Raw genomic sequence first — 21,665 nt, 5'->3', positions numbered from 1 at the left:
CTCATTTTTCATATAACTAAATAATACCCTCATCTTACAATTTATCAATGATAAGATGAGGGTATCTTTTAAATTTTATTTTTTCGGTAAAACTTGACAAACGCTCATTTTTTCTTCTGATAATAATAATTTCGCTACTTCTTGTAAATCTTGAACAGTTAGACTTTCTAATTCAGTCAATGCATCAAACAAGCTAGATTCATTAAACGCATATCGCGTAAATTGATTTGCAATATATTCCGGTGAATTCAACGAGCGTAAAAAGCCACCAATTTTCTTTTTCTTTACTCGTTCTAATGCTGCCCCATCTAATTGATCATAATTTGTGTTTAATAAAATATCTTTCAAACGCTTTTCCAATTCATCCGGTTGCTTCGTATCACCGCCAACCATTGCAAAACCGAAGTTATTCTCTTCCGTATAATCATACGAGAACGAATCATCAATAAGCCCTTCATTATATAACGATTCATAATGAACGGAGCTTTTTCCAAATAAATAATCTAAAAGTAACGTAAGCGCGATTTCTTGTTTTAAAAGAGCTTTCCCTTTTTCTTTTAAATTTGTCGCTTTAATACCGACTAAACATTTCGGTGTTTGTACAGGCATTGAAATGATTTTCTTCTTTTCATTTACCTCATTTGGTTCATCTTCAAATGAACGTACAATTTCCGGCTGATTTTTATAATCTTTTTTCGCTTGATTTTCACGCACTAAGTCCATTGTTTCCTCTGGATCAATTGCACCAACAACAAATAGTAACATATTGCTCGGATGATAAAATGTTTCGTAGCATTCATATAATAGGTCTTTCGTAATTTTACTAATAGACTCGATTGTCCCTGCAATATCAATTTTAATGGGGTGCTTTACAAACAAGCTATCAATTAATCCAAAGTATAAGCGCCAATCTGGATTATCTTGATACATTTGAATTTCCTGTCCGATAATCCCCTTTTCTTTTTCAACAGTTTTTTCAGAGAAGTAAGGCTCTTGTACGAAATTTAACAACGTATTTAAATTTTGTTCTACATTTGATGTGCATGAAAAAAGATAAGCTGTTCTTGTAAAGGATGTGAAAGCATTTGCCGATGCTCCTTGTTTACTAAACAATTGAAAAGCATCGTGATCTTCTTTTTCAAATAATTTATGCTCAAGAAAATGCGCAATTCCGTCAGGTACACGAATCATTTCTTCTTTACCTAATGGTACGAATGTATTATCCATAGAACCATACTTTGTCGTAAACGTTGCAAATGTTTTATTAAATCCTTGCTTCGGTAAAACATATACATCTAATCCATTCGGAAGTTTTTCATAATAGAGCGTCTCTTTTAATTGCTCATAAACAATCTTCTCCATTTATTCTCCCTCCGTTCCTTGTAAAAAGTAAATTGTATCTAGTTCAATATTTTTAGCAACTTTCACAATCTCTTCTTTCGTCACACTTTCTATACCTGTTAACCATTCTTCAACTGGACGTGTACGATCTGAAATAATACCATGATATAGCATTTCCACAAATCCACGTGGCGTATCAATTGCTTCTAATATTTGATTTTGAATGACACTTTTCGTTTGATGCATCTCTTCTTCAGAAAAATCACCATTTTGCATCGCAAGCATTTGTTCTTTAATAATTTCAACTGCTTTTTCATAATTTTTTGCTTCAATCCCTGACATAACAAACAACAAGCCTTTATGACTTTCAAATCTTGATGCTGCATAGTACGCTAAACTATTCTTTTCACGGACATTTACGAATAACTTCGAATGAGAAAAACCTCCAAATAGCCCATTGAACAATTGCAGTGCGAAATAATCTTCATCTTTATATGTGACAAACGTACGATAACCAATGTGTAATTTACTTTGTTTTAATTCTTGTTTTTCAACAACTTCTTTTTCTTCATTATTTCGCTTATGAAGGAGTACATTTCTTTCTCTCACAGGACGCGCTGTAATAGAAAAATACTTACTTACAAGATCAACTGCGTTTTCTGAAATATCACCAATAATATATAGATCCATTTCATCTTCCGCTAACACCTTTTGATAATATTGATACAGACTTTCATTTGTAATAGAAGTAACACTCTCTTTTTTTCCATTTGCACTTAATCGATACGGTTCTACTTTGCACATTTCTTCGATTAAACGCTCATTTGCATAGCGCATTTTATCATCATAAGTAGCTTCAATTCTCTGCAAAAGCGCTCTTTTTTCACTTTCTACAATAGAAGGTAGGAAACTATTCCCCTCTGTTGCTGGATGTAAAACAATATCCGATAACATAGAAAGCGCTTTTTCAAATAACGGTGGTGCATCGTGTAAATATACTTCATTTGCAATGTCTACATAAATGGAGATGATATGGTCTTCCCCTTTTTTACTTACATCTACTCCCAAAGAAGATCCGTATAATTCTTCTAAATATTGACGTAGACGAATTACAGAAGGAAGTTTTTCTGTCGCACTTTGCAATACGTATGGCAATAGGGCACGCTCTGTCACCGTCTCCTCATTTAAAGGTGCTTTAAAACGAAATACAAAGGTATTTGTTTTATATTTATCAGTCGGAATAATATGTACTCGCAAACCACCTAACTCATGTAATTGTTGTTCCATTAGTTTCATTTATAGCCCTCCTTTACGTATATAGGAATATTCCTCTTCAATATACAGTTTTTAGAAATAAAAAACCAATTTTTCTTCCTTATTATGCTTACAAATGACTTTTTCTAAAAACTATAATATGTAAGGAACATAGTAAAATTTCGTATTACATATATTCTATGTAAAAAAGCTCACACTAATGTGCGAGCTTTTTTCTACTTACAAATTACTTATCGTTTTCCTTTTTCATAAGGAGTTCCTAATGCTTTCGGAGCTTCAGAACGACCTACAAAACCGACAAGTGCTAATATTGTGAATACATACGGTAATATCGTTAATAAAACACTTGGAATCTGGTCTAATACAGGAATTGTTCCACCCGTTACACTAAGAGACTGAGCAAAACCAAAGAATAGAGCTGCACCCAGTGCGCCTAGCGGATTCCACTTCCCAAAGATCATAGCAGCTAAAGCTAAGAAACCTTGTCCTGTAATAGTTGCCCCTGAGAAGTTATTAGAAATGGACATTGCAAAAATCGCCCCACCAATTCCGGCAAACACCCCTGATATACAAACGCCGATATAGCGCATTTTATATACGTTAATCCCCATCGTATCCGCTGCCATTGGGTGTTCACCAACAGCACGCAATCGAAGACCAAACGGTGTTTTATAAATAACATACCAAACAACAAATGCTAAAATAATCGCAATATACGACGTTATTGGTACATTTGAAAAGAATATTTTCCCTATAACCGGAATATCCGAAAGACCTGGAATATCAATCTTTTCAATACGGTACTGAATAAAGTCAGTCTGCCCTTTATCAAAGATCTTCTTAATTGCAAATACTGTTAAACCAAGAGATAAGAAGTTAATTGCTACACCACTTACAACTTGATCCGCTCGGAATGTAATAGATGCTACTGCATGAAGTAATGCAAATAAACCACTACCAATTGCCGCAAACAATAACGCAATCCACGGAGTCATCGTTCCCCAAGTATCACCCATTAATAAGTTTGTAACAACTCCAATAAATGCACCAAATAGCATTAGTCCTTCTAATCCGATATTTACAACACCCGATCGTTCACTAAATACACCACCTAGTGCTGTGAAAATTATAGGTGCCGATGTATATAACGTACCCGTCACAAGAATGGCTAATATATCTAAAAAGCTCATTTATTTCCCCTCCTTGCTCATGCGTGTAAGCGCCCATCTTAACACATAACTACATGCAACAAAGAAGATGATACATGCAATAATTACGTTTATAAGCTCTGATGGCACATCTGCCTCAAAGTTCATTTGAGGGGAAGCACTTTTCAAACCACCAAATAATAAAGCTGAAAGGATAATACCAAACGGATTATTTCCTCCAAGTAAGGCTACGGCAATCCCGTCAAACCCTACCCCTGTAAAGGAGGACATCGCTGTCATGCTTTGGAATGTTCCTAATCCTTCCATCGCTCCACCAATCCCTGCGAACGCACCAGCAATTGTCATGGAAAATACTACATTACGAGAAACTTTCATCCCTGCATATTGAGAAGCATGTTGATTAAATCCTACTGACTTTAATTCATAACCTAAAGTTGTTCGATCTAATAAGAACCACATTAAAATAGCGATTAAAATTGCTACAATAATTCCCCAGTGAAGGCGTGAACCGTCAGTAATGGATGCAAGCCAGTCTGAAGATAATGACGCACTCTCTTTAATGTCGTACGTTTTATCATTACCCTCGTGTAAAAAGCGCTTAATAATATCATATGTTACATATAACGCGATATAGTTCATCATAATTGTTACAATAACTTCATTAACTTGAAACTTTCCCTTTAAATATCCAGGGATGAAACCCCAGATTCCGCCTACTAACGCTGCGAATAAAATAGATAATGGAATGTGAAGAACAGCTGGTAGCGAGACTGCATAACCGAACCAAACCGCTGCAAGCCAACCAACTAACAATTGACCCTCTACCCCGATATTAAATAAACCTGTACGAAATGCAAACGCCACCGATAAACCAGCAAGAATAAGCGGTATCATTGTACGAAGTGTTTCACCAATCGCACTTGGACTGCCGAACATGCCTGTCCAAAGTGCACTATAACCAACAATTGGGTCATAGCCACTAACTAGCATTACAATCGCTCCTACAAGTAAGCCAAAAATAACGGATAGTACTGGGACTAAAATATTTATCGTTCGTTCTGTTAAAAGTTTTTTAGCCATTTGTACCCACCTGCTCCTTCTTTGTTCCTCCAGCCATTAACAATCCAAGCTGTTGTTCATTCGTTTCTTTCGCATCAACTATTGCTACAATTGTTCCTTCATAAATAACAGCAATTCGATCGCTAACATTTAAAATTTCCTCTAACTCTAGTGATAAAAGTAATACACCTTTTCCTTTATCTCTTTGCTCTATTAATCTCTTATGAATAAATTCAATTGCCCCTACATCTAAACCACGTGTCGGCTGTGCTGCAATTAATAAATCTGGATCACGGTCTACTTCACGTGCAATAATTGCCTTTTGCTGATTTCCCCCAGATAGTGCACGAGCTAACGTTTGCTCACTAGGTGTACGTACATCAAACTGTTCAATAAGTGCCTTTGCTTTTTCTGTAATTTTGCTGAAATTTAAAATCCCTTTCTTTGAAAACGGATTTTTATAGTACGTTTGCAAAACTATATTATCTCTAACAGAAAAATCAAGAACGAGTCCGTGTTTATGACGATCTTCTGGAATATGACCAATTCCTTCTTCTGTTATTTTTCTAACAGGCCAATTTGTTATTTCTTTCCCTTTAATTGCAATAGAACCTGACTCAACTTTTCGTAAACCAGTAATTGCTTCTATTAATTCACTTTGTCCGTTTCCATCAATTCCTGCAATACCAACAATTTCCCCCGCACGAACAGTTAAGTCAAGGCCTTTTACAGCAGGTAGTTGACGTGCATCGTGAACAACAAGGTTTGCAATTGAAAGTACCTCTTCTTTTGGCTTCGCGTCTATTTTTTCTGTTTTAAAATTCACTTGACGTCCGACCATTAATTCTGCAAGTTTATTTTCATCCGTATTTGCAACGTCAACCGTTCCAATCCCTTTTCCTTTACGAATAATCGTACAACGATCGCAAACTTCCATAATTTCTTTCAACTTATGTGTAATAAGAACAATAGATTTCCCTTCTTGCACAAGCTTTTTCATAATTTGAATTAGCTCATGAATTTCTTGTGGTGTTAACACAGCTGTCGGTTCATCAAATATTAAAATTTCTGCCCCGCGGTAAAGTGTTTTTAAAATCTCAACACGCTGTTGCATACCGACAGAAATATCTTGTATTTTCGCATATGGATCTACAGCTAAACCGTATTGTTCAGACAGTTTTTGAATTTCTTTAGCAGCTTCCTCAACAGCAATTTTCCCTTTTTTCTTCGGTTCGTTTCCGAGAATAATATTCTCTGTAACTGTAAAATTATGAACAAGCATAAAGTGCTGATGTACCATTCCAATACCAAGGTCATTTGCTATATTCGGATTTGTAATCTTTACAGTTTTTCCTTTAATTTTAATTTCACCTTGTTCTGGCTGGTACAAACCAAATAGTACATTCATCAATGTGGATTTCCCTGCACCATTTTCTCCAAGTAAAGCATGTATTTCTCCCTGCTTTACTTGCAGCGTAATATCATCATTCGCTACAATGCCTGGGAATACTTTCGTAATGTTATTCATCTCAATTACGTATTCCATTGTGTTCCTCCTTTTAACAGGGAACATTCCCCTATTACACTATTAACTTATTAAGCAATTCGGAAGTTTTATACATACAAAGGTTAGTTCTATGAACTAACCTTTGCTATTTCTCTATTTATTTTTTTAGAGAAGCTTCATATTCTTTATACTCTTTATCTGTAGCTGGTACTTTAATTGCACCATCTGTAATTTTCTTTTCAAACTCTTCTACTTTTGTTAAAATTTCAGGGTTAACTTTTTTCACGTTGTCAGTTGTTTTTGCAATACCAACGCCGTCATCTTTTAAGCCAAACGCTTCTATTTTACCGCCTTTTAATTTACCGTCTTTCGCTTCTTGTGCTACTTTTTCAACAGCGATATCTACACGTTTTACCATTGAAGTTAATGTTACGTTTTCAGGCATACCTTCTTGGTTTTGGTCACGGTCAACACCGATTACCCAAACGTTTTCACCTTTTTTCTTACGGTTTTTCGCTTCAGTGAATACACCATTACCTGTACCACCAGCAGCATGATAAATTACATCTACGCCTTGACCATACATTGCTGAAGCAAGAACTGTACCTTTTTCAGGTTTATCAAATGCTTCTGCATATTCAGATACGATTTCAATATTTGGATTTACTGCCTTTGCACCAGCTTTAAATCCATTTTCGAATTTACTAATTAAATCACTCTTCATTCCACCAACAAATCCTACTTTATTCGATTTCGTTGACATAGCTGCTACCGCACCTACAAGGAATGAGCCTTCATGATCTTTAAATGTAATGCTTGTTACGTTTGGTGCATCTACAACAGTATCAACGATTGCGAATTGTTGTTTTGGAGATTCTTTTGCTACTTCTTTAATTGCACCTTCTAATTTATAACCAATTCCGAAAGATAAATCATACTTATCTTTTGAAAATTTCTTTAAGTTCGGAATATAATCTGCTTCTTTTTCAGACTGTAGGTAACGATAATTTGTCTTTTCCTTTAAATCGTTATCTTTACCAAACTTTTTTAGCCCTTCCCAAGAAGATTGGTTGAATGATTTATCATCAACGCCTCCAACATCTGTTACCATACCGACTTTGAAATCTTTATTGTCTTTACTGTCTTTCTTGTCACTGCTCGCTTTATCCGAGTTACCACATGCACCTAAAACTGTACTTGCTGCTAATGTTAATGATAATAAAAGACCTGCTTTTTTCTTCATACTAGAAACCCCTCCTAAAATGATATATATATATTTCTTCTTACGCTGCTGTCCCTTACTTCTTGCTGTCACCTCCCTAAAAAGGAACTTACTTACATACGTTTTCTTAATACGTGGAAGCTAAACTTATCAGCTCTAAAGTAATTAATAGAATATAAGATTGGCTCATCATTTTGATCATAGTGCATTTGTTTTAATACAAGCAGTGCTGTTTCAGGCTCACATTCTAAAATCGGTGAGATTTTCGGATGGTAACCAATCGGCTCAATATGAGCAACCGCATACGTTATGCGCTTATGCGTGTTATTATGTATCACTGTAAGTAATGATTCTTCATTGTAGCCCGATAAATCCGGCAATATTTCTTTTGCAAGTTTATCAATGCAATATACAACAGGTTCCCCATCCGCTGTACGCACACGCTCAATCATCACTGCATTAAAACCATCTTCACTATTAAACTTCTCTTTTTCTTCTTCGGTTAAAGTTGTTGTAGATGATGATAAAAAGATTGTTCCTGGTGTTTTCCCCACACTAGAAATCATATCTGTAATACTAGAAAGTTGTTCTATTCCAGAAGAAAATAATGGCTTTGCATTTACAAACGTCCCTACACCATGTCTACGAATGACAACATTTTCTTCTTCTAAAATACGCAATGCTTCCCTTAAAGTAGCTCTACTTACGCCAAGTTCTTTCGCTAAATCAAACTCTGATGGCAGCTTTTGTCTTTCTTTGTAAGCCCCATCTTTAATTTTTTCTTTGATGTGATCAATCACCCGTAAATATAGGTGACGACTATCGGATTTTACTGACATAAGACTCCCCCGCATTTCAATTATTCGACCTCTGATGTAAGACTTCTTTTCTCTTTTTTCAACTTACAACATAGTAAACATGACTAATCACTATAAATAAACACAATTGTCGAATAAATATTAATAATTTTTTTAGATAAAATTTTCACTCTTTACTGCATAAAAAAAACTTTGCACCATAAACATTCCTCTTTTCGAGAAAAAGTTCGGCACAAAGATCCCTTACATCCTTTGTTACACACTTTTCCCCTCATAGTCTAGCAATTCATGGTTGCCAGGTAGAAACTTATGGACCTTATCTCCAAGATTATATGAGGCAGTGATTCTTTTCGAAGTAATCTTACCACTTGCTCTCATACGTGTCAACAAAATTTAACATTTTTCTACAATGAATATCGAACATTTATAAAAAGGCACACTCATAGCATTCGTATTCTAAAGAATCGACTTGAATGTAAGCCCTTTCTTTCTTGTTGAATATAGTATATAACAAAAACAGTATATAAAAAAGCCTAATTGCAAAAACAATTAGGCTTTTTTTAAGAACTTTTTTCTTGTACATCATTAATGAGCACTTCTCTCGGTTTACTACCCTCATATGGACCTACTACACCGTTCATTTCCATTGCATCAATTAGACGAGCAGCTCGCGTATAACCTACTCTAAACCTACGTTGCAACATAGAAACAGACGCTGTTTGCATTTCCACTACGAGCTGAACTGCTTCATCGTATAATTCATCTTCAACTTGCTGCTTTGTCTCAGGGACATCTTGTGGAATCATATCCTCTTGATATTGTGCTTTTTGCTGTCCAATAACATATTCTACAACTCTCTCAACTTCATCATCTGATAAAAATGCACCTTGTACACGAACAGGCTTTGATGCACCAATTGGTATAAATAGCATATCTCCACGACCTAGCAGCTTCTCTGCGCCACCACCATCAAGAATTGTACGAGAATCCGTTTGAGAAGATACAGCGAATGCAATACGTGATGGAATATTCGCTTTAATAACACCTGTAATAACGTCAACCGATGGGCGCTGCGTTGCAATAATTAAATGAATACCAGCCGCACGAGCCATTTGTGCCAAGCGCATTATCGCATCCTCTACATCCGACGAAGCAACCATCATTAAATCTGCTAACTCATCCACAATTACTACAATATACGGTAATTCAGGTTGTTTCGCTTCCGATTGATTATTATGCGCTTTAATATAATCGTTATACCCTTCAATATTCCGCGTACCACTATGAGCAAACAACTCATAACGGCGTTCCATCTCACTTACAACCTTTTTCAAAGCTTGCGATGCTTTTTTCGGATCAGTTACAACTGGTGTTAACAAATGGGGCACACCATTATATACATTTAACTCTACCATTTTCGGATCGATCATCATTAATTTTACTTCATGCGGTTTTGCACGCATTAAAATACTAACTATAATCCCGTTAATACACACACTTTTCCCACTACCTGTCGCACCGGCTACTAGTAAATGGGGCATTTTATTTAAACGGGCCAATACAGCTTCACCTGTAATATCTCGTCCAAGACCAATTAACAACTTCTCTTCTGGATGATTATTAGCCTTAGAGTCCAGCACTTCCCTAAGTGTTACCATAGAAACTTCTGAGTTCGGAACTTCAATCCCCACAGCTGATTTCCCGGGAATAGGCGCTTCAATACGAATGTCTTTCGCAGCTAAAGCAAGCGCTAAATCATCACTTAAACTAACAATTTTACTTACCTTTACTCCCATATCAGGATACACTTCATACTTCGTAACTGCAGGACCTCTGTGTACTTTTGTCACTTTCGCTTTCACACCAAAACTTTGGAATGTACGTTCCAATTTACGAGCATTTTCATAAATTTCCGCATTTTCATTTGTAACTTGCTTATTTTTTGGGAACTTTAATATATCAAGCGAAGGAAGCTTATAATCTTTATTTTCAACATTTGAAAATTGCATCGGTGGGGCACTTGTTTCCGCCTCTAAAGATTCCACAATTTTTTCTCCACGCTTTTTCTTAGGCTCTTCAATAGGTGGAGCTTCTTCAATAAACGGTGAAGTAATTGGATCTGTTACATGTTCTTCTTCCATCCGTTTATCCTCTTCTTCATTTACAGGATAATTCTCAGTGAAATTTGAAATAATGGGGGGATCAATTTGCATCTCTTCCATCGGCTCAATCACTTCTTCTTGCTCCACAGCACGTGCGTGTCTTGAACTTCTTGTTGTTTTTTTCTTTTCTGTTTGTTCAGCAATCCTTTTTGATCGCCAATCTTTATAATCTCCTTGCATAACTTGAAATTGACTTCTAAGAATTCTACCCACCGGGGCAAGAACTTCTCCAATATGCTTATTTGTTATACAAAGTATTCCAAGAATAACTAAAATAATTCCAATGATATAGGCTCCTACTTCATCAAATAAGAAGTAACATGTTGCGAACATGAGCGCACCAAACATCCCACCGCCTAAGTGAACACTATCTGGCCCTTTTTTCATTTCAAGAAAGAAGTTATCTTTCGTACTCACAATAACAGAAGTATTTTGCACTGCTCCATCTTTCGTAAGAAGGTTAAATAATGTAATATGACTGAACATTAATATCGCCAATACAATTAAATAAAAACCGATTAACCGTTTATTTAAAAGGTTCGGCCATCCACGTTTTATAACAAACGAAACCGATAAAGCTATTACACCTAACACACCAATTATGTACCACTCACCAAAGAAGAAGCGAAAAAATAACACAAACGATTTCCCTACAACGCCTAGCTGTAAAATCGTAATGATTGAAAGTGCAAAAAGAGCCAAACCGACGATTTCATAATATAGAGTTGGCTTTATCGTACGTCTTGCCTTTGCCTTCGTCCCTCTTTGCTTTTGTTTTGCCATTTCTTCACCTCGTGTTCTACATATAAATAAGGACAACCTCTAAAAAAACTCTACTTATATGTCTGTTTTCTCTATTCTTTCAGGTCTTTATCTCTTCTATTTTTACACTTCTTGTAAAATGTTAAATAAACAGAAGAAAGCAGCCCCCTACTCATGGCTGCTCAACCGTCTTGTTTTTTATATTATACCATAGCTTCTGAACAAAATCCTTCTTTTTGCTAAAAGGTTATTTTCTGACCAGGCTCATACTCTAAGTAGTGCAATGGATTCGTACTTAACACACGCACAATAGAATAACACCCATGTTCCTCTTCAGAAACCATCAATTCAACACCATGTATATTTACAACTTTTTGACTTTCACATTGCGAATAATCGGCAGGGTATACAAGTTGCTCTGGCATAATTGTATATAGAATCATTGTAGCATCGTTCCTTCTGCATTATCATCTGCGCGAGCCTCTATTAATTCGTTTAGTTTTTGAAGTGCACTCCCAATGCCACCCACATCATCAATAAGACCATACTTCACTGCATCTCCACCAATTACATTCGTCCCAATATCTCGGGTCAAATTCCCTTTCGCAAACATAAGTTCTTTAAAACGATCTTCCGTTACTTTCGAATGTTTCGTCACAAATCGAATGACTCTTTCTTGCATTTTATCCAAATACTCAAATGTTTGCGGCACACCTATAACAAGACCGGTTAAACGAATTGGGTGAATCGTCATCGTCGCTGTTTCTGCAATAAATGAATAATCAGTCGAAACTGCAATTGGTACACCAATCGAATGCCCTCCGCCTAAAACAAGAGATACCGTCGGTTTCGAAAGCGAAGCTACCATCTCAGAAATCGCTAGCCCTGCTTCAACGTCTCCTCCAACTGTGTTTAATATTAAAAGCAAACCTTCAATTTTCGGATTTTGCTCAATCGCGACAATTTGAGGGATAATGTGCTCATATTTTGTTGTTTTATTTTGCGGTGGCAACTGAACATGACCTTCCACCTGTCCAATGATTGTTAAACAATGAATACGTGATTCATTCATTTGCGGCACATTCGTTTGTCCAAGCTGTTGAATTTTCTCCACTATTGAAGCTTCTTTCGGAACTTCTTTCGGCCCAGCTTCTTTTTCTTCATTTGTATAACGATCACGTTCTGTCATATCGCATCCCCTTTCACTCGTATATAACTATTATTTCTTAAGTTATAAATTTCATTCGATAGGGTTTAAAAAGAAAAAAGATCACCCGTAAAGGTGATCTTTTTTACACTTCCATAATAATCGGTAAAATCATAGGTTTTCTCTTTGTCTCTTCGTACAAGAACTGCCCTAATAATTCACGAATATTTTGTTTTAACATAGACCATTCAATTGAATATTCTTTAATTGATTGCTCAACAATCATGCGTACAATCTCTGTAGATCGCTCAATTAATGCTTCTGATTCACGAACATATACAAAACCACGTGAAATGATTTCTGGACCAGAGATAATTTTCTTTTCATCTTTACCAAGTGTTACAACAACTACTAATATTCCATCTTGAGATAACATCTTTCTATCTCGAAGAACGATATTACCAACGTCACCTACACCTAATCCATCAATTAAGACATTACCAGCTTGCACTTTACCAACTAAGTTGGCTTCATTATCACCAAAAGCAATTACATCGCCTTTTTCTACGATAAAAATATTTTCTCTTGTAATACCTACATCTTCAGCTAAATATGCATGTGCTTTTTGCATACGAAACTCACCATGTACGGGTACAAAATACTTAGGTTTCATTAAATTTAACATTAGTTTTAATTCTTCTTGACTACCATGACCTGAAACGTGAACTTTTCTTTCACCGTAATAAATAACTTCAGCTCCAGCTCTAAATAACAAATCAATAATTTTCGATACAGATATTTCATTCCCCGGAATTGGAGAAGCTGCAATAATAACAGTATCACCTTTACGAATTGAAATTTGTTTATGAGCTTGCTTCGCCATTCTAGAAAGTGCTGCCATCGGTTCCCCTTGACTACCTGTCGTTAAAATAGCTACCTTTTTCTCTGGGAAGTTGTCTACTTCTTGTAATGAAATAACCATACCTTCTGGAACATCTAAATAACCAAGACGTCTTGCAATGTCTACTACTTTCACCATACTACGTCCTACTACCGCTACTTTTCTTCCTGTTTCGGCAGCCGCGTCAAATACTTGTTGAATACGATGTACGTTCGATGCAAATGAAGCAACGATAATACGACCTTCTGCACCGTAGAACACTTTAGAAATTTCTACACCAACTTCTTTTTCCGAACCTGTATAGCCTGGACGCTCAGCGTTTGTACTATCAGATAATAAGCAAAGTACGCCTTCATTTCCGATTTGTGCCATTTTCCCAAGATCTGCTCCATTATTTCCAATTGGAGTTTGATCAAATTTAAAGTCTCCTGTATACACTACAGCACCTTTTGATGTATGGAAACAAACACCAACAGAATCCGGAATACTATGTGTCGTTCCAAAGAATGACACTGTTGTAGTATTAAACTCTACTGTTGAATTTGAATCGATTGTTTTTAAGTCCACACGGCCTAACATGCCCGCTTCACCAAGTTTTTCTTGTATAAGTCCTACCGTTAATTTCGTTGCATACACTGGAATAGATAATTTACGAAGTACATAAACAATTCCACCAATATGATCTTCATGACCGTGAGTAATAAATAAACCTTTTACTCGCTCTTGATTTTCCACTAAGTATGTAATATCAGGAATAACGATATCAATCCCAAACATTTCATCTCCTGGGAACATTAATCCTGCATCTACAATAAAGATTTCAGAATCAATTTCAACACAGTACATGTTTTTCCCGATTTCACCTACTCCACCAAGAGCAAATACTTTAACAGACTCATTCTCTTTTCTCTTCATGTTGTTGCCTGGTTTAAAAATCTTGCAAACACTGATTTCACTAAAATTGTAGAGACACCAGGGGAAACTCTACAACCACCATATATTCACCGTCCAAGACGAATGTCCTTACCGTTATGCGATATCATGTCCTTGTATATTTTTTAAACCAGGTTTCACCTCTCTTTCATTATATAAATCAAATATCTTATTCGATATGATATGAAAATTTAATTAAATTATAATTTCTTCCAATTTTGCTAAGCATACCCGTACTAAGCTACTTAGCCATATTATACCTGATACAAGAAATAGAACACAAGTTAAATTATATGAAAGACTAGATAAGAAGCTAAATTGAGGTTGTAATGTGGGAGGTTTTTTTCCACATACTACCTATTATTTTTTCTACTTATATAAGATATTAATGGAAAAATATACATGTGTGTTCTGTATATAAACATAAAGCGCTATTCACTAAAAACACATGATCTCTATAATCAATTTCTAACCAATATTATGCCGTCCCCTTCTTATTACACCTCGTTAACTATGCTATTTTTACCACTCACGTATATTTAATCTAAATAAAAATGACCTAGTTTCACACTAGGTCATTTCTTATTAACGAGGAATAGATTGCATTACAGATTGTAACGTTACTCTTTCTTCTTCTGTTAATGGAAGAAGCGGTAAACGTACAGAACCTACATCTAATCCAACCATTTGTAACGCTGTTTTTACTGGCGTTGGGCTTGGCGCCATAAATAATGAATCCGTTACTCTTACAAGTAATTGATGTAATTTTTGCGCCTTCTTAAACTCTCCCGCTTGGAATGCTGTAATCATTTCTTGCATTTCATTTCCGATAACATGAGATGCTACTGAAACGATACCTTTTGCTCCAACCGCCATAGCCGGTAACGTTAAACCGTCATCACCGCTGTATACTGCAAAGTCGTCCGCTGTTTTTTCAATGATTGCTGTCATTGTTAGTACATCGCCGCCTGCATCTTTAATCGCAACAATGTTTTCTATTTCTGATAAACGAACAACTGTATCAACGGAGATTTGTACAATAGATCGTCCTGGAACGTTATATAGCATAACCGGAAGTGGCGTGCTTTCAGCAATCGTTTTAAAGTGCTGATACATTCCTTCTTGACTCGGTTTGTTATAATACGGCGCTACTAGCATAACTGCATCAACACCAACTTCTGTTGCCTTTTTAGTTAAGTCAACAGAGGCATGTGTATTATTGCTACCTGTTCCAGCGATTACGGGCACCCTTTTATCGACAACAGATACGACATGGCGATATAACGCTACTTTTTCTTCTGAAGTTAATGTAGGAGATTCACCTGTCGTTCCTCCTACCACGATTGCTGTTGTACCGTTATCAATTAAATAATTTACCAATTTCGTTGTCTTTGCAAAATCGATATTCCCGTTTATATCAAACGGTGTTACCATCGCAGTTGCAATTGTCCCAAAATCTATCATGGTCTCACTCCTTATTGTTCCAGTTGCTTTTCTTTTGAAAGCTCAAACGCACTATGTAATGCATTTACAGCCTCCACTAAATCAGTTTCTTTTACAAGAACCCAAATTGTCGTATGACTATCTGCCGATTGCAGAATTTGAATACCTTTTTCTGCTAAAGCTGTAACGATTTTCGCAGTAACCCCTGGGATTCCTGCCATTCCAGCTCCAACGATAGATACTTTGGCACAATGCTCTGTCACAATTGGCTCATATCCAAGTTGTTTCAACACTTCGACAGCACAAGCTGATACATTATCATTTACTGTGTAAGCTACACCAGTAGGAGAAATGTTAATTAAATCAACACTAATGCCTTCGTTTGCCATTTCTTTAAATACATGTTGTTGCAAATCATATGCCGTTTCTTTTGCAAGTACTTTAATTTGCGTTACGTTTGATACGTGGGCAATACCTGTAACAGGACGTTCTTCTACATCCTGCCCTTTTGTAGCACCATCGTATGCTGCAATAAGCGTACCTTCGCTATCAGAATACGTAGAACGTACACGAAGCGGTACTTTTGCATGCATCGCAATTTCAACCGCACGTGGATGAACGACTTTTGCACCTTGGTAAGCCATATTACAAATTTCGTTATACGTTACCGTTTGAAGATGACGTGCATCTTTTACAATACGAGGATCCGCAGTCATAACACCTTCTACATCTGTGAAGATATCAATAAATTCAGCATGAAGCGCAACACCTAATGCTGAAGCTGAAGTATCGCTACCTCCGCGTCCAAGTGTTGTCGTATCACCTTTTTTCGTTTGCCCTTGGAATCCTGTAACGACGATTACATCTAGATTTTCTAATTCTTCATGTATACGATCGCAATTCATTTCTACGATTTTCGCATTTGTAAAGTCATCATTTGTTACAAAACCAGCTTGTGCACCATTTAATGCCGCTGCTTTTATACCGTTCTCATTCAACATATTAGAGAAAACAATTGCAGAGATTAACTCTCCACATGATAATAATAAATCTTGCTCACGTTTAGAAATAGTAGATTCCTCTTGATTTACAAGACTTAATAACGTATCCGTTGCATACGGTTCACCTTTACGACCCATAGCAGATACGACAGTAACTACTTTATATCCAGCAGCTAACGATTTTTTTATATGATGAAGCGCATGCTTACGTCCATTTTCATCACGTACTGATGTGCCACCAAATTTTTGAACAATTATTTTCATATTTTGCACCTTCTCTTAGCCGTTTACACTAATTGTAATTTTACTAAGCGCTCTGCAATTTGAACAGAATTCCATGCAGCGCCTTTTAATAAGTTATCAGATACGACCCAAAGATGGAATCCTTTATCGTTATTTAAATCTTTACGGATTCTTCCAACGAATACTTCGTTTTTACCTACTGCAGTAGCTGGCATTGGATATAACTGCTCTTCTGGATTATCTTGCAGAACAATACCTTCTGCATTTGCAAGTAAGCTCTTTAATTCTGCTACTGTTACGCCTTCTTTTTCTACTTCGATGTAAACAGACTCAGAATGCCCTGATACAACTGGTAAACGTACGCATGTTGCCGCTACTTCTAATTCAGGCATATGCATAATTTTTTTCGTTTCATTAATCATTTTCATTTCTTCAAATGTAAATCCATTATCTTGGAACTTATCAATCTGTGGAATCGCATTAAAAGCAATTTGGTAATGTTTTTTATCACCTGATACAGGTAAAACATTCGCCTTAGCTTCTTCGCCATTTAAGATTGCTTGTGATTGTTCATGAAGTTCTTCAATCGCTGCCGCACCAGCACCTGATACAGCTTGATATGTGGAAACGATTACTCGTTTTAAACCATATTGCTGACGAACTGGCTCAAGAGCTACTACCATTTGAATTGTAGAACAGTTTGGATTTGCGATAATACCATTATGTTCTTTTAAGTCGTTTTCATTTACTTCAGGTACAACAAGTGGCACGTTTTCTGTCATACGGAATGCACTTGTATTATCAACAACAATCGCACCGCGCTTTGCTGCTTCTGGCGCTAATTGTTTCGATACAGATCCACCAGCACTAAATAGTGCGATATCTACTCCTTCAAAACTTTCAGGAGTCGCCTCTTGAACTGTAAATTCTTCGCCTTTAAATACAAGTTTCTTACCTGCAGATCGTTTAGATGAAAGTAACGTTAATTTCCCGATTGGAAATTCTCGTTTCTCTAAAGTATTTAACATTTGTTCACCAACTGCGCCGGTTGCTCCAACTACAGCGACATGAAAAGTTTTTTGCTTTTCCATCACTATGCCCCTTTCTAGATACCAATCCTTCTATAACTTAGAATTAGAAGGAGTATACAATACCCCTTCTAATCTTAATAACGTTAATTTTATCATATTCTACAGTAAGAATGATGGTTTCATCGAAAATTGTCCGTTTTTTTTCGTTTTTTAATTCATATATCTGAATTTTTCTACGACAACCGGTTGCAATTGTTTTCCTTGTAGCGCTTCTAATACTGTATCTTCCAGTAGCTCCATACGAGCTACCATTGAGTTCGGTTTTTTCTCTGGTGCGTCTTGGCCGAATGGGACGAAGTATATGTTTTTTGTGGCCATTAGGCGCATGAGGTTGTTACCAACAGGGTGATAACAAAGCGAATGAATTTTTCATTTTTCTTCTATTATATATTTTTCCTCAAGTTTAGAAAAATTGCAACGGGACTTCTTGAAAGAAATGAACTATGTCCCCGTAGGAGTTATATCCACAGCTGTAATTTTACAAGTTGAAATAGCGAATCTAAAGAGTGTAGGTGGAGGTGGATTTATAGGTATTGGCAAAGTACCTATAACTATACCAAGAGCTGTTTGTTCCACATTAAAACCTGTTGCCATAGAGCCATTACTTACTAAAAGGTTCACTGTAGAACCAATCAGTGTATCTAGTAATTCTCTAATTGGTCGTTCACGACAATCGCATTCGCACCCTAAATCGGCAGGTGGAAGTAATGTTAGAGGTGGTACTGTTAGTGAAAATCCTACCCCTATTACATCAGAAATATTGACCACGAAGGTTGCGTTGCTAACTGGATCTGTAACTGTAACTAAAAAATCATTCACAGAAGTAATATTGAATAAAAAGAAAAGAGGGGCTACGTTTGGTGCGTCTGCAATAGTGGCAAGAATCACAGTCTGTCCGACAAGTTGTCGTAAAACTTCCTGCATAGGGAAAACACAACAATCACAAAGACAACCTTCTGTTGCTCCTGTTGGGCCTGTTGAACCTGTTAGACCTGTTGGACCTGTTGGACCTGTTGGACCTGTTAGACCTGTTGGACCCGTTGGACCTGTTGGACCCGTTAGACCTGTTAGACCTGTTGGACCCGTTGGACCTGTTGAACCTGTTGGGCCTGTTGGGCCTGTTGGACCTGTTGGACCTGTTGGACCCGTTGGACCTGTTGCTCCCGTTGGGCCTGTTGGTAAAGTAAATGGTGGAACAGGGGGAAGTGTAGGGCCAATTAGATTTGGATCTAACGCATTAGCTTGAAGTACCTCATTTATTTTTTTTATTTCATTTTTATCAAACACATACCTACCTCCTATGAGTATACTGTATTGTAGTAATATATATAGTTACTATACATATACATAAGTTTCATTTATCGTTATATAATATGTTTCTCCTTTGCTATTGTGTATCTTAAACCGTATTGAACCATTCATATTTACCTTCTCATCAATTGTAAATTCCTCACCTGTATATACATACTCTACCAAGAAAGAGAATCGTATATTGTATTTTTCCTTCTATTATATGTCCATTTCGCAGACTGTAAATTTATTTTCATTTCCAAGCATGTATATCATATTCTTCATTAATACAATAAATGAATTCTACGGTATTGTATTAATTTTGTGGACAAGCTCTATTTCGATAATGAGTTTGTGGAAGCATAAAAAGAATAATGATTTCAAATTTGTTTATAAAACATTAGGTATGCAAAAGGTTTATTTTAATTTTAAATAAAATTATCAATGTAGCTGACTAACTGTAGTCAGCTTTTTATTTTTTACAAAAATCTCTTTATTAAAGAACGTATATTCGTATATAATAAGAACAGATGTTCTGTATTTTAAGGAGGAATAACGGTGTATGACTATTCAATATTGCCGAACCGAATTGTTTTATGTGTAGATCTTCGTAGCTTTTATGCTTCAGTCAGTTGCATCAAAATGGGCTTAGATCCACTTCACACAAAGTTAGCTGTAGTTGGTGATGTGAATAGGAGTGGTTCCATTGTTTTGGCTGCAACGCCACCATTAAAAGCGTTAGGTGTTAAGAAAATGGCGCGGTTGTATGAAATACCTCGTCGTAAAGACATTCTTGTGGTAAATCCAATTATGAGCATCTATATAAAATGCTCCAACTTCATCACGAAACTAGCTCTACAATATGTTCCTGTTGAGGATTTTCACCAATATTCAATCGATGAGTTCTTCATGGATATTACGGATAGTCTTCATTTATTTGCTAACGATCCGTATGAATTCGCATTGAAATTCAAACGTGAAATATATGCGAAGACACGAATCGAATGCACGATAGGAATTGGTCCTAATCCTTTAATGAGCAAAGTAGCGTTAGATGTGGAAGCGAAGAAAACGAAAGATTGCATAGCATACTGGAAGTACGAAGATGTACCCATAAAATTATGGCCAATACGACCACTCAATAAGTTTTGGGGAATTTCGGGTAAGACAGAAGCAAAGTTAAATCGAAAAGGTATACATTCAATTGGAGACTTGGCGCAGTACCCACTTAAATACTTAAAACAAAGTTTTGGCGTTATTGGTGAAGAACTACACTTACATAGCAACGGCATTGATTTTAGCCGTATATCAGAAAAATATGTTCCAGCAACTACTTCTATTGGTAAAAGCCAAATACTTATGCGTGATTACACTATAGAGGAATTCCCAATTATTTTGCTGGAGCATATCGAGGAAGTTTGTTATCGAATGCGAAGACAAAACAAACTAGCTCAAACTATTCATTTTTCCATTGGTTACAGCAAAAATTATTCTGATGGTTTCAGAAAAACTCACACTATGAACCGACCAACAAATTTAACAATGGATATTTATAAGATTTGTACATATTTTTTACACGAATTTTATACTGGGGAACCCATTAGATCTATCAATGTTTCTTTAACTAACTTAATTAATGAAGGCGAAGAACAAATCTCACTATTCGATAACATAGTACAACGAGAAAAAGAAATGAAACTAACTAAAGTAATGGACGAAATACGTACTAAATTTGGAAAGAACAGCATATTACGAGGAATTTCGTATACAAATAGTGCAACAGCAAGATACAGAAACACATTGTTAGGGGGACATAAAGCATGAACAACGCTAATATGCCAAAAGGAAGAGGAATGGTTAAATGGACTCCATTTGCTGCGATGCCGGAGCAATTCGCTGGTATCCGTGAGATTTTTAAAGAAAAGACGAAAGTAGAACGCCCGACATTAACCCAAGATGAACAAGAACTGATTGAGAACATGTTGTTATGCTCGTTGCTTTCTGAAGAAGAAATAATGATTACATATTACGAAAGTGGTTTTTTACTTACTAACTATATAACCGTCGTTGATATTGATCCTCTGAATAAATCTATAATTTGTACGGATGCATTTTACAATAATATAACGTTGAAATTTATCGATATTATTGATGCTAAATAAAAAATCCGCCCAACAGGACGGCTCTTATTTTTGTTAATCAAACTATTCTTTTGTAAAAAATAACTTCTTATATATGGTGTGATTTAAACCATAACCTTGCCACTTTGGCAAAGTTATGGTTCTTTTTATTCGTGGCAAA

The 21,665-nt window shown here is 36.2% G+C and carries 17 protein-coding genes, 1 pseudogene and 1 riboswitch; of the genes and pseudogenes, 2 read left to right on the top strand and 16 right to left on the bottom strand.

Annotated features, from left to right (window positions below; translation table 11 throughout):
- Positions 1-75: 75 nt before the first annotated feature.
- The 16 genes and pseudogenes from yfmH to ACS2MN_RS19545 all read right to left on the bottom strand — a co-directional run bounded on the left by yfmH (position 76) and on the right by ACS2MN_RS19545 (position 19,361).
- Complete coding sequence (gene yfmH / locus ACS2MN_RS19620) at positions 76-1,362, bottom strand: EF-P 5-aminopentanol modification-associated protein YfmH (RefSeq protein ID WP_000411963.1); 1,287 nt, start codon at positions 1,360-1,362, stop codon at positions 76-78.
- Positions 1,363-2,637: an EF-P 5-aminopentanol modification-associated protein YfmF gene (gene yfmF / locus ACS2MN_RS19615; RefSeq protein ID WP_000772425.1), complete on the bottom strand. Its 1,275-nt coding sequence runs from the start codon at positions 2,635-2,637 to the stop codon at positions 1,363-1,365.
- A 209-nt stretch (positions 2,638-2,846) separates the two neighbouring features.
- Positions 2,847-3,806, bottom strand: coding sequence for an ABC transporter permease (locus ACS2MN_RS19610; protein WP_000008852.1), 960 nt, complete (start codon positions 3,804-3,806; stop codon positions 2,847-2,849).
- Entirely contained in the window at positions 3,807-4,865 is a 1,059-nt protein-coding gene (locus ACS2MN_RS19605) for an ABC transporter permease (RefSeq protein ID WP_001085263.1), read from the bottom strand.
- Entirely contained in the window at positions 4,858-6,390 is a 1,533-nt protein-coding gene (locus tag ACS2MN_RS19600; protein ID WP_000456934.1) for an ABC transporter ATP-binding protein, read from the bottom strand. Before ACS2MN_RS19600 ends, ACS2MN_RS19605 begins: the two co-directional genes overlap by 8 nt.
- Before the next feature lie 118 nt (positions 6,391-6,508).
- Positions 6,509-7,594, bottom strand: coding sequence for a BMP family lipoprotein (locus ACS2MN_RS19595; protein WP_000725766.1), 1,086 nt, complete (start codon positions 7,592-7,594; stop codon positions 6,509-6,511).
- Positions 7,595-7,686: 92 nt separating this feature from the next.
- Entirely contained in the window at positions 7,687-8,412 is a 726-nt protein-coding gene (locus ACS2MN_RS19590; RefSeq protein WP_000114182.1) for a GntR family transcriptional regulator, read from the bottom strand.
- 233 nt (positions 8,413-8,645) lie between these two features.
- Positions 8,646-8,747, bottom strand: a riboswitch (purine riboswitch).
- Between the two features lie 204 nt (positions 8,748-8,951).
- The gene (locus ACS2MN_RS19585) at positions 8,952-11,336 is read right to left on the bottom strand and encodes a DNA translocase FtsK (protein WP_001118764.1); all 2,385 of its coding nucleotides are present in this window, start codon (positions 11,334-11,336) and stop codon (positions 8,952-8,954) included.
- A 218-nt stretch (positions 11,337-11,554) separates the two neighbouring features.
- On the bottom strand, positions 11,555-11,758 hold the full coding sequence (locus ACS2MN_RS19580; protein ID WP_000605019.1) for a YlzJ-like family protein: 204 nt from the start codon (positions 11,756-11,758) through the stop codon (positions 11,555-11,557).
- Positions 11,755-12,504 carry a translocation-enhancing protein TepA gene (gene tepA, locus ACS2MN_RS19575; RefSeq protein ID WP_000139820.1) on the bottom strand — a complete coding sequence of 250 codons (750 nt, stop codon included), beginning with the start codon at positions 12,502-12,504 and terminating at the stop codon, positions 11,755-11,757. The genes ACS2MN_RS19580 and tepA overlap by 4 nt, the downstream gene beginning before the upstream one ends.
- 103 nt (positions 12,505-12,607) lie before the next feature.
- Positions 12,608-14,278 (bottom strand): ribonuclease J, encoded by a 1,671-nt coding sequence (locus ACS2MN_RS19570; RefSeq protein WP_000823093.1) that lies wholly within the window; start codon positions 14,276-14,278, stop codon positions 12,608-12,610.
- A 603-nt stretch (positions 14,279-14,881) separates the two neighbouring features.
- Entirely contained in the window at positions 14,882-15,760 is an 879-nt protein-coding gene (dapA, locus tag ACS2MN_RS19565) for a 4-hydroxy-tetrahydrodipicolinate synthase (RefSeq protein WP_000564770.1), read from the bottom strand.
- An 11-nt stretch (positions 15,761-15,771) separates the two neighbouring features.
- Positions 15,772-17,004, bottom strand: coding sequence for an aspartate kinase (gene dapG / locus ACS2MN_RS19560; protein WP_346994976.1), 1,233 nt, complete (start codon positions 17,002-17,004; stop codon positions 15,772-15,774).
- A gap of 23 nt (positions 17,005-17,027) precedes the next feature.
- On the bottom strand, positions 17,028-18,074 hold the full coding sequence (gene asd / locus ACS2MN_RS19555; RefSeq protein WP_000414844.1) for an aspartate-semialdehyde dehydrogenase: 1,047 nt from the start codon (positions 18,072-18,074) through the stop codon (positions 17,028-17,030).
- A gap of 150 nt (positions 18,075-18,224) precedes the next feature.
- Positions 18,225-18,413, bottom strand: a pseudogene (gene spoVFB / locus ACS2MN_RS19550) (dipicolinate synthase subunit B); the annotation flags it as partial.
- 102 nt (positions 18,414-18,515) lie between these two features.
- The gene (locus ACS2MN_RS19545) at positions 18,516-19,361 is read right to left on the bottom strand and encodes an exosporium leader peptide-containing protein (protein WP_346994975.1); all 846 of its coding nucleotides are present in this window, start codon (positions 19,359-19,361) and stop codon (positions 18,516-18,518) included.
- Between the two features lie 561 nt (positions 19,362-19,922).
- On the opposite strand from ACS2MN_RS19545, the gene ACS2MN_RS19540 reads away from it, so the two are divergent.
- Positions 19,923-21,188 (top strand): Y-family DNA polymerase, encoded by a 1,266-nt coding sequence (locus ACS2MN_RS19540; protein ID WP_346994974.1) that lies wholly within the window; start codon positions 19,923-19,925, stop codon positions 21,186-21,188.
- On the top strand, positions 21,185-21,526 hold the full coding sequence (locus tag ACS2MN_RS19535) for a YolD-like family protein (RefSeq protein WP_346994973.1): 342 nt from the start codon (positions 21,185-21,187) through the stop codon (positions 21,524-21,526). The genes ACS2MN_RS19540 and ACS2MN_RS19535 overlap by 4 nt, the downstream gene beginning before the upstream one ends.
- The last annotated feature ends 139 nt before the right edge of the window (positions 21,527-21,665 follow it).

Origin of the sequence: Bacillus cereus group sp. BceL062 (genome assembly GCF_051780025.1) — a bacterium.
GTDB classification, from domain to species: Bacteria; Bacillota; Bacilli; order Bacillales; family Bacillaceae_G; genus Bacillus_A; species Bacillus_A toyonensis.
Note: the sequence above shows the minus strand (reverse complement) of the source record. Positions and strands in the feature narration are given on the sequence as shown.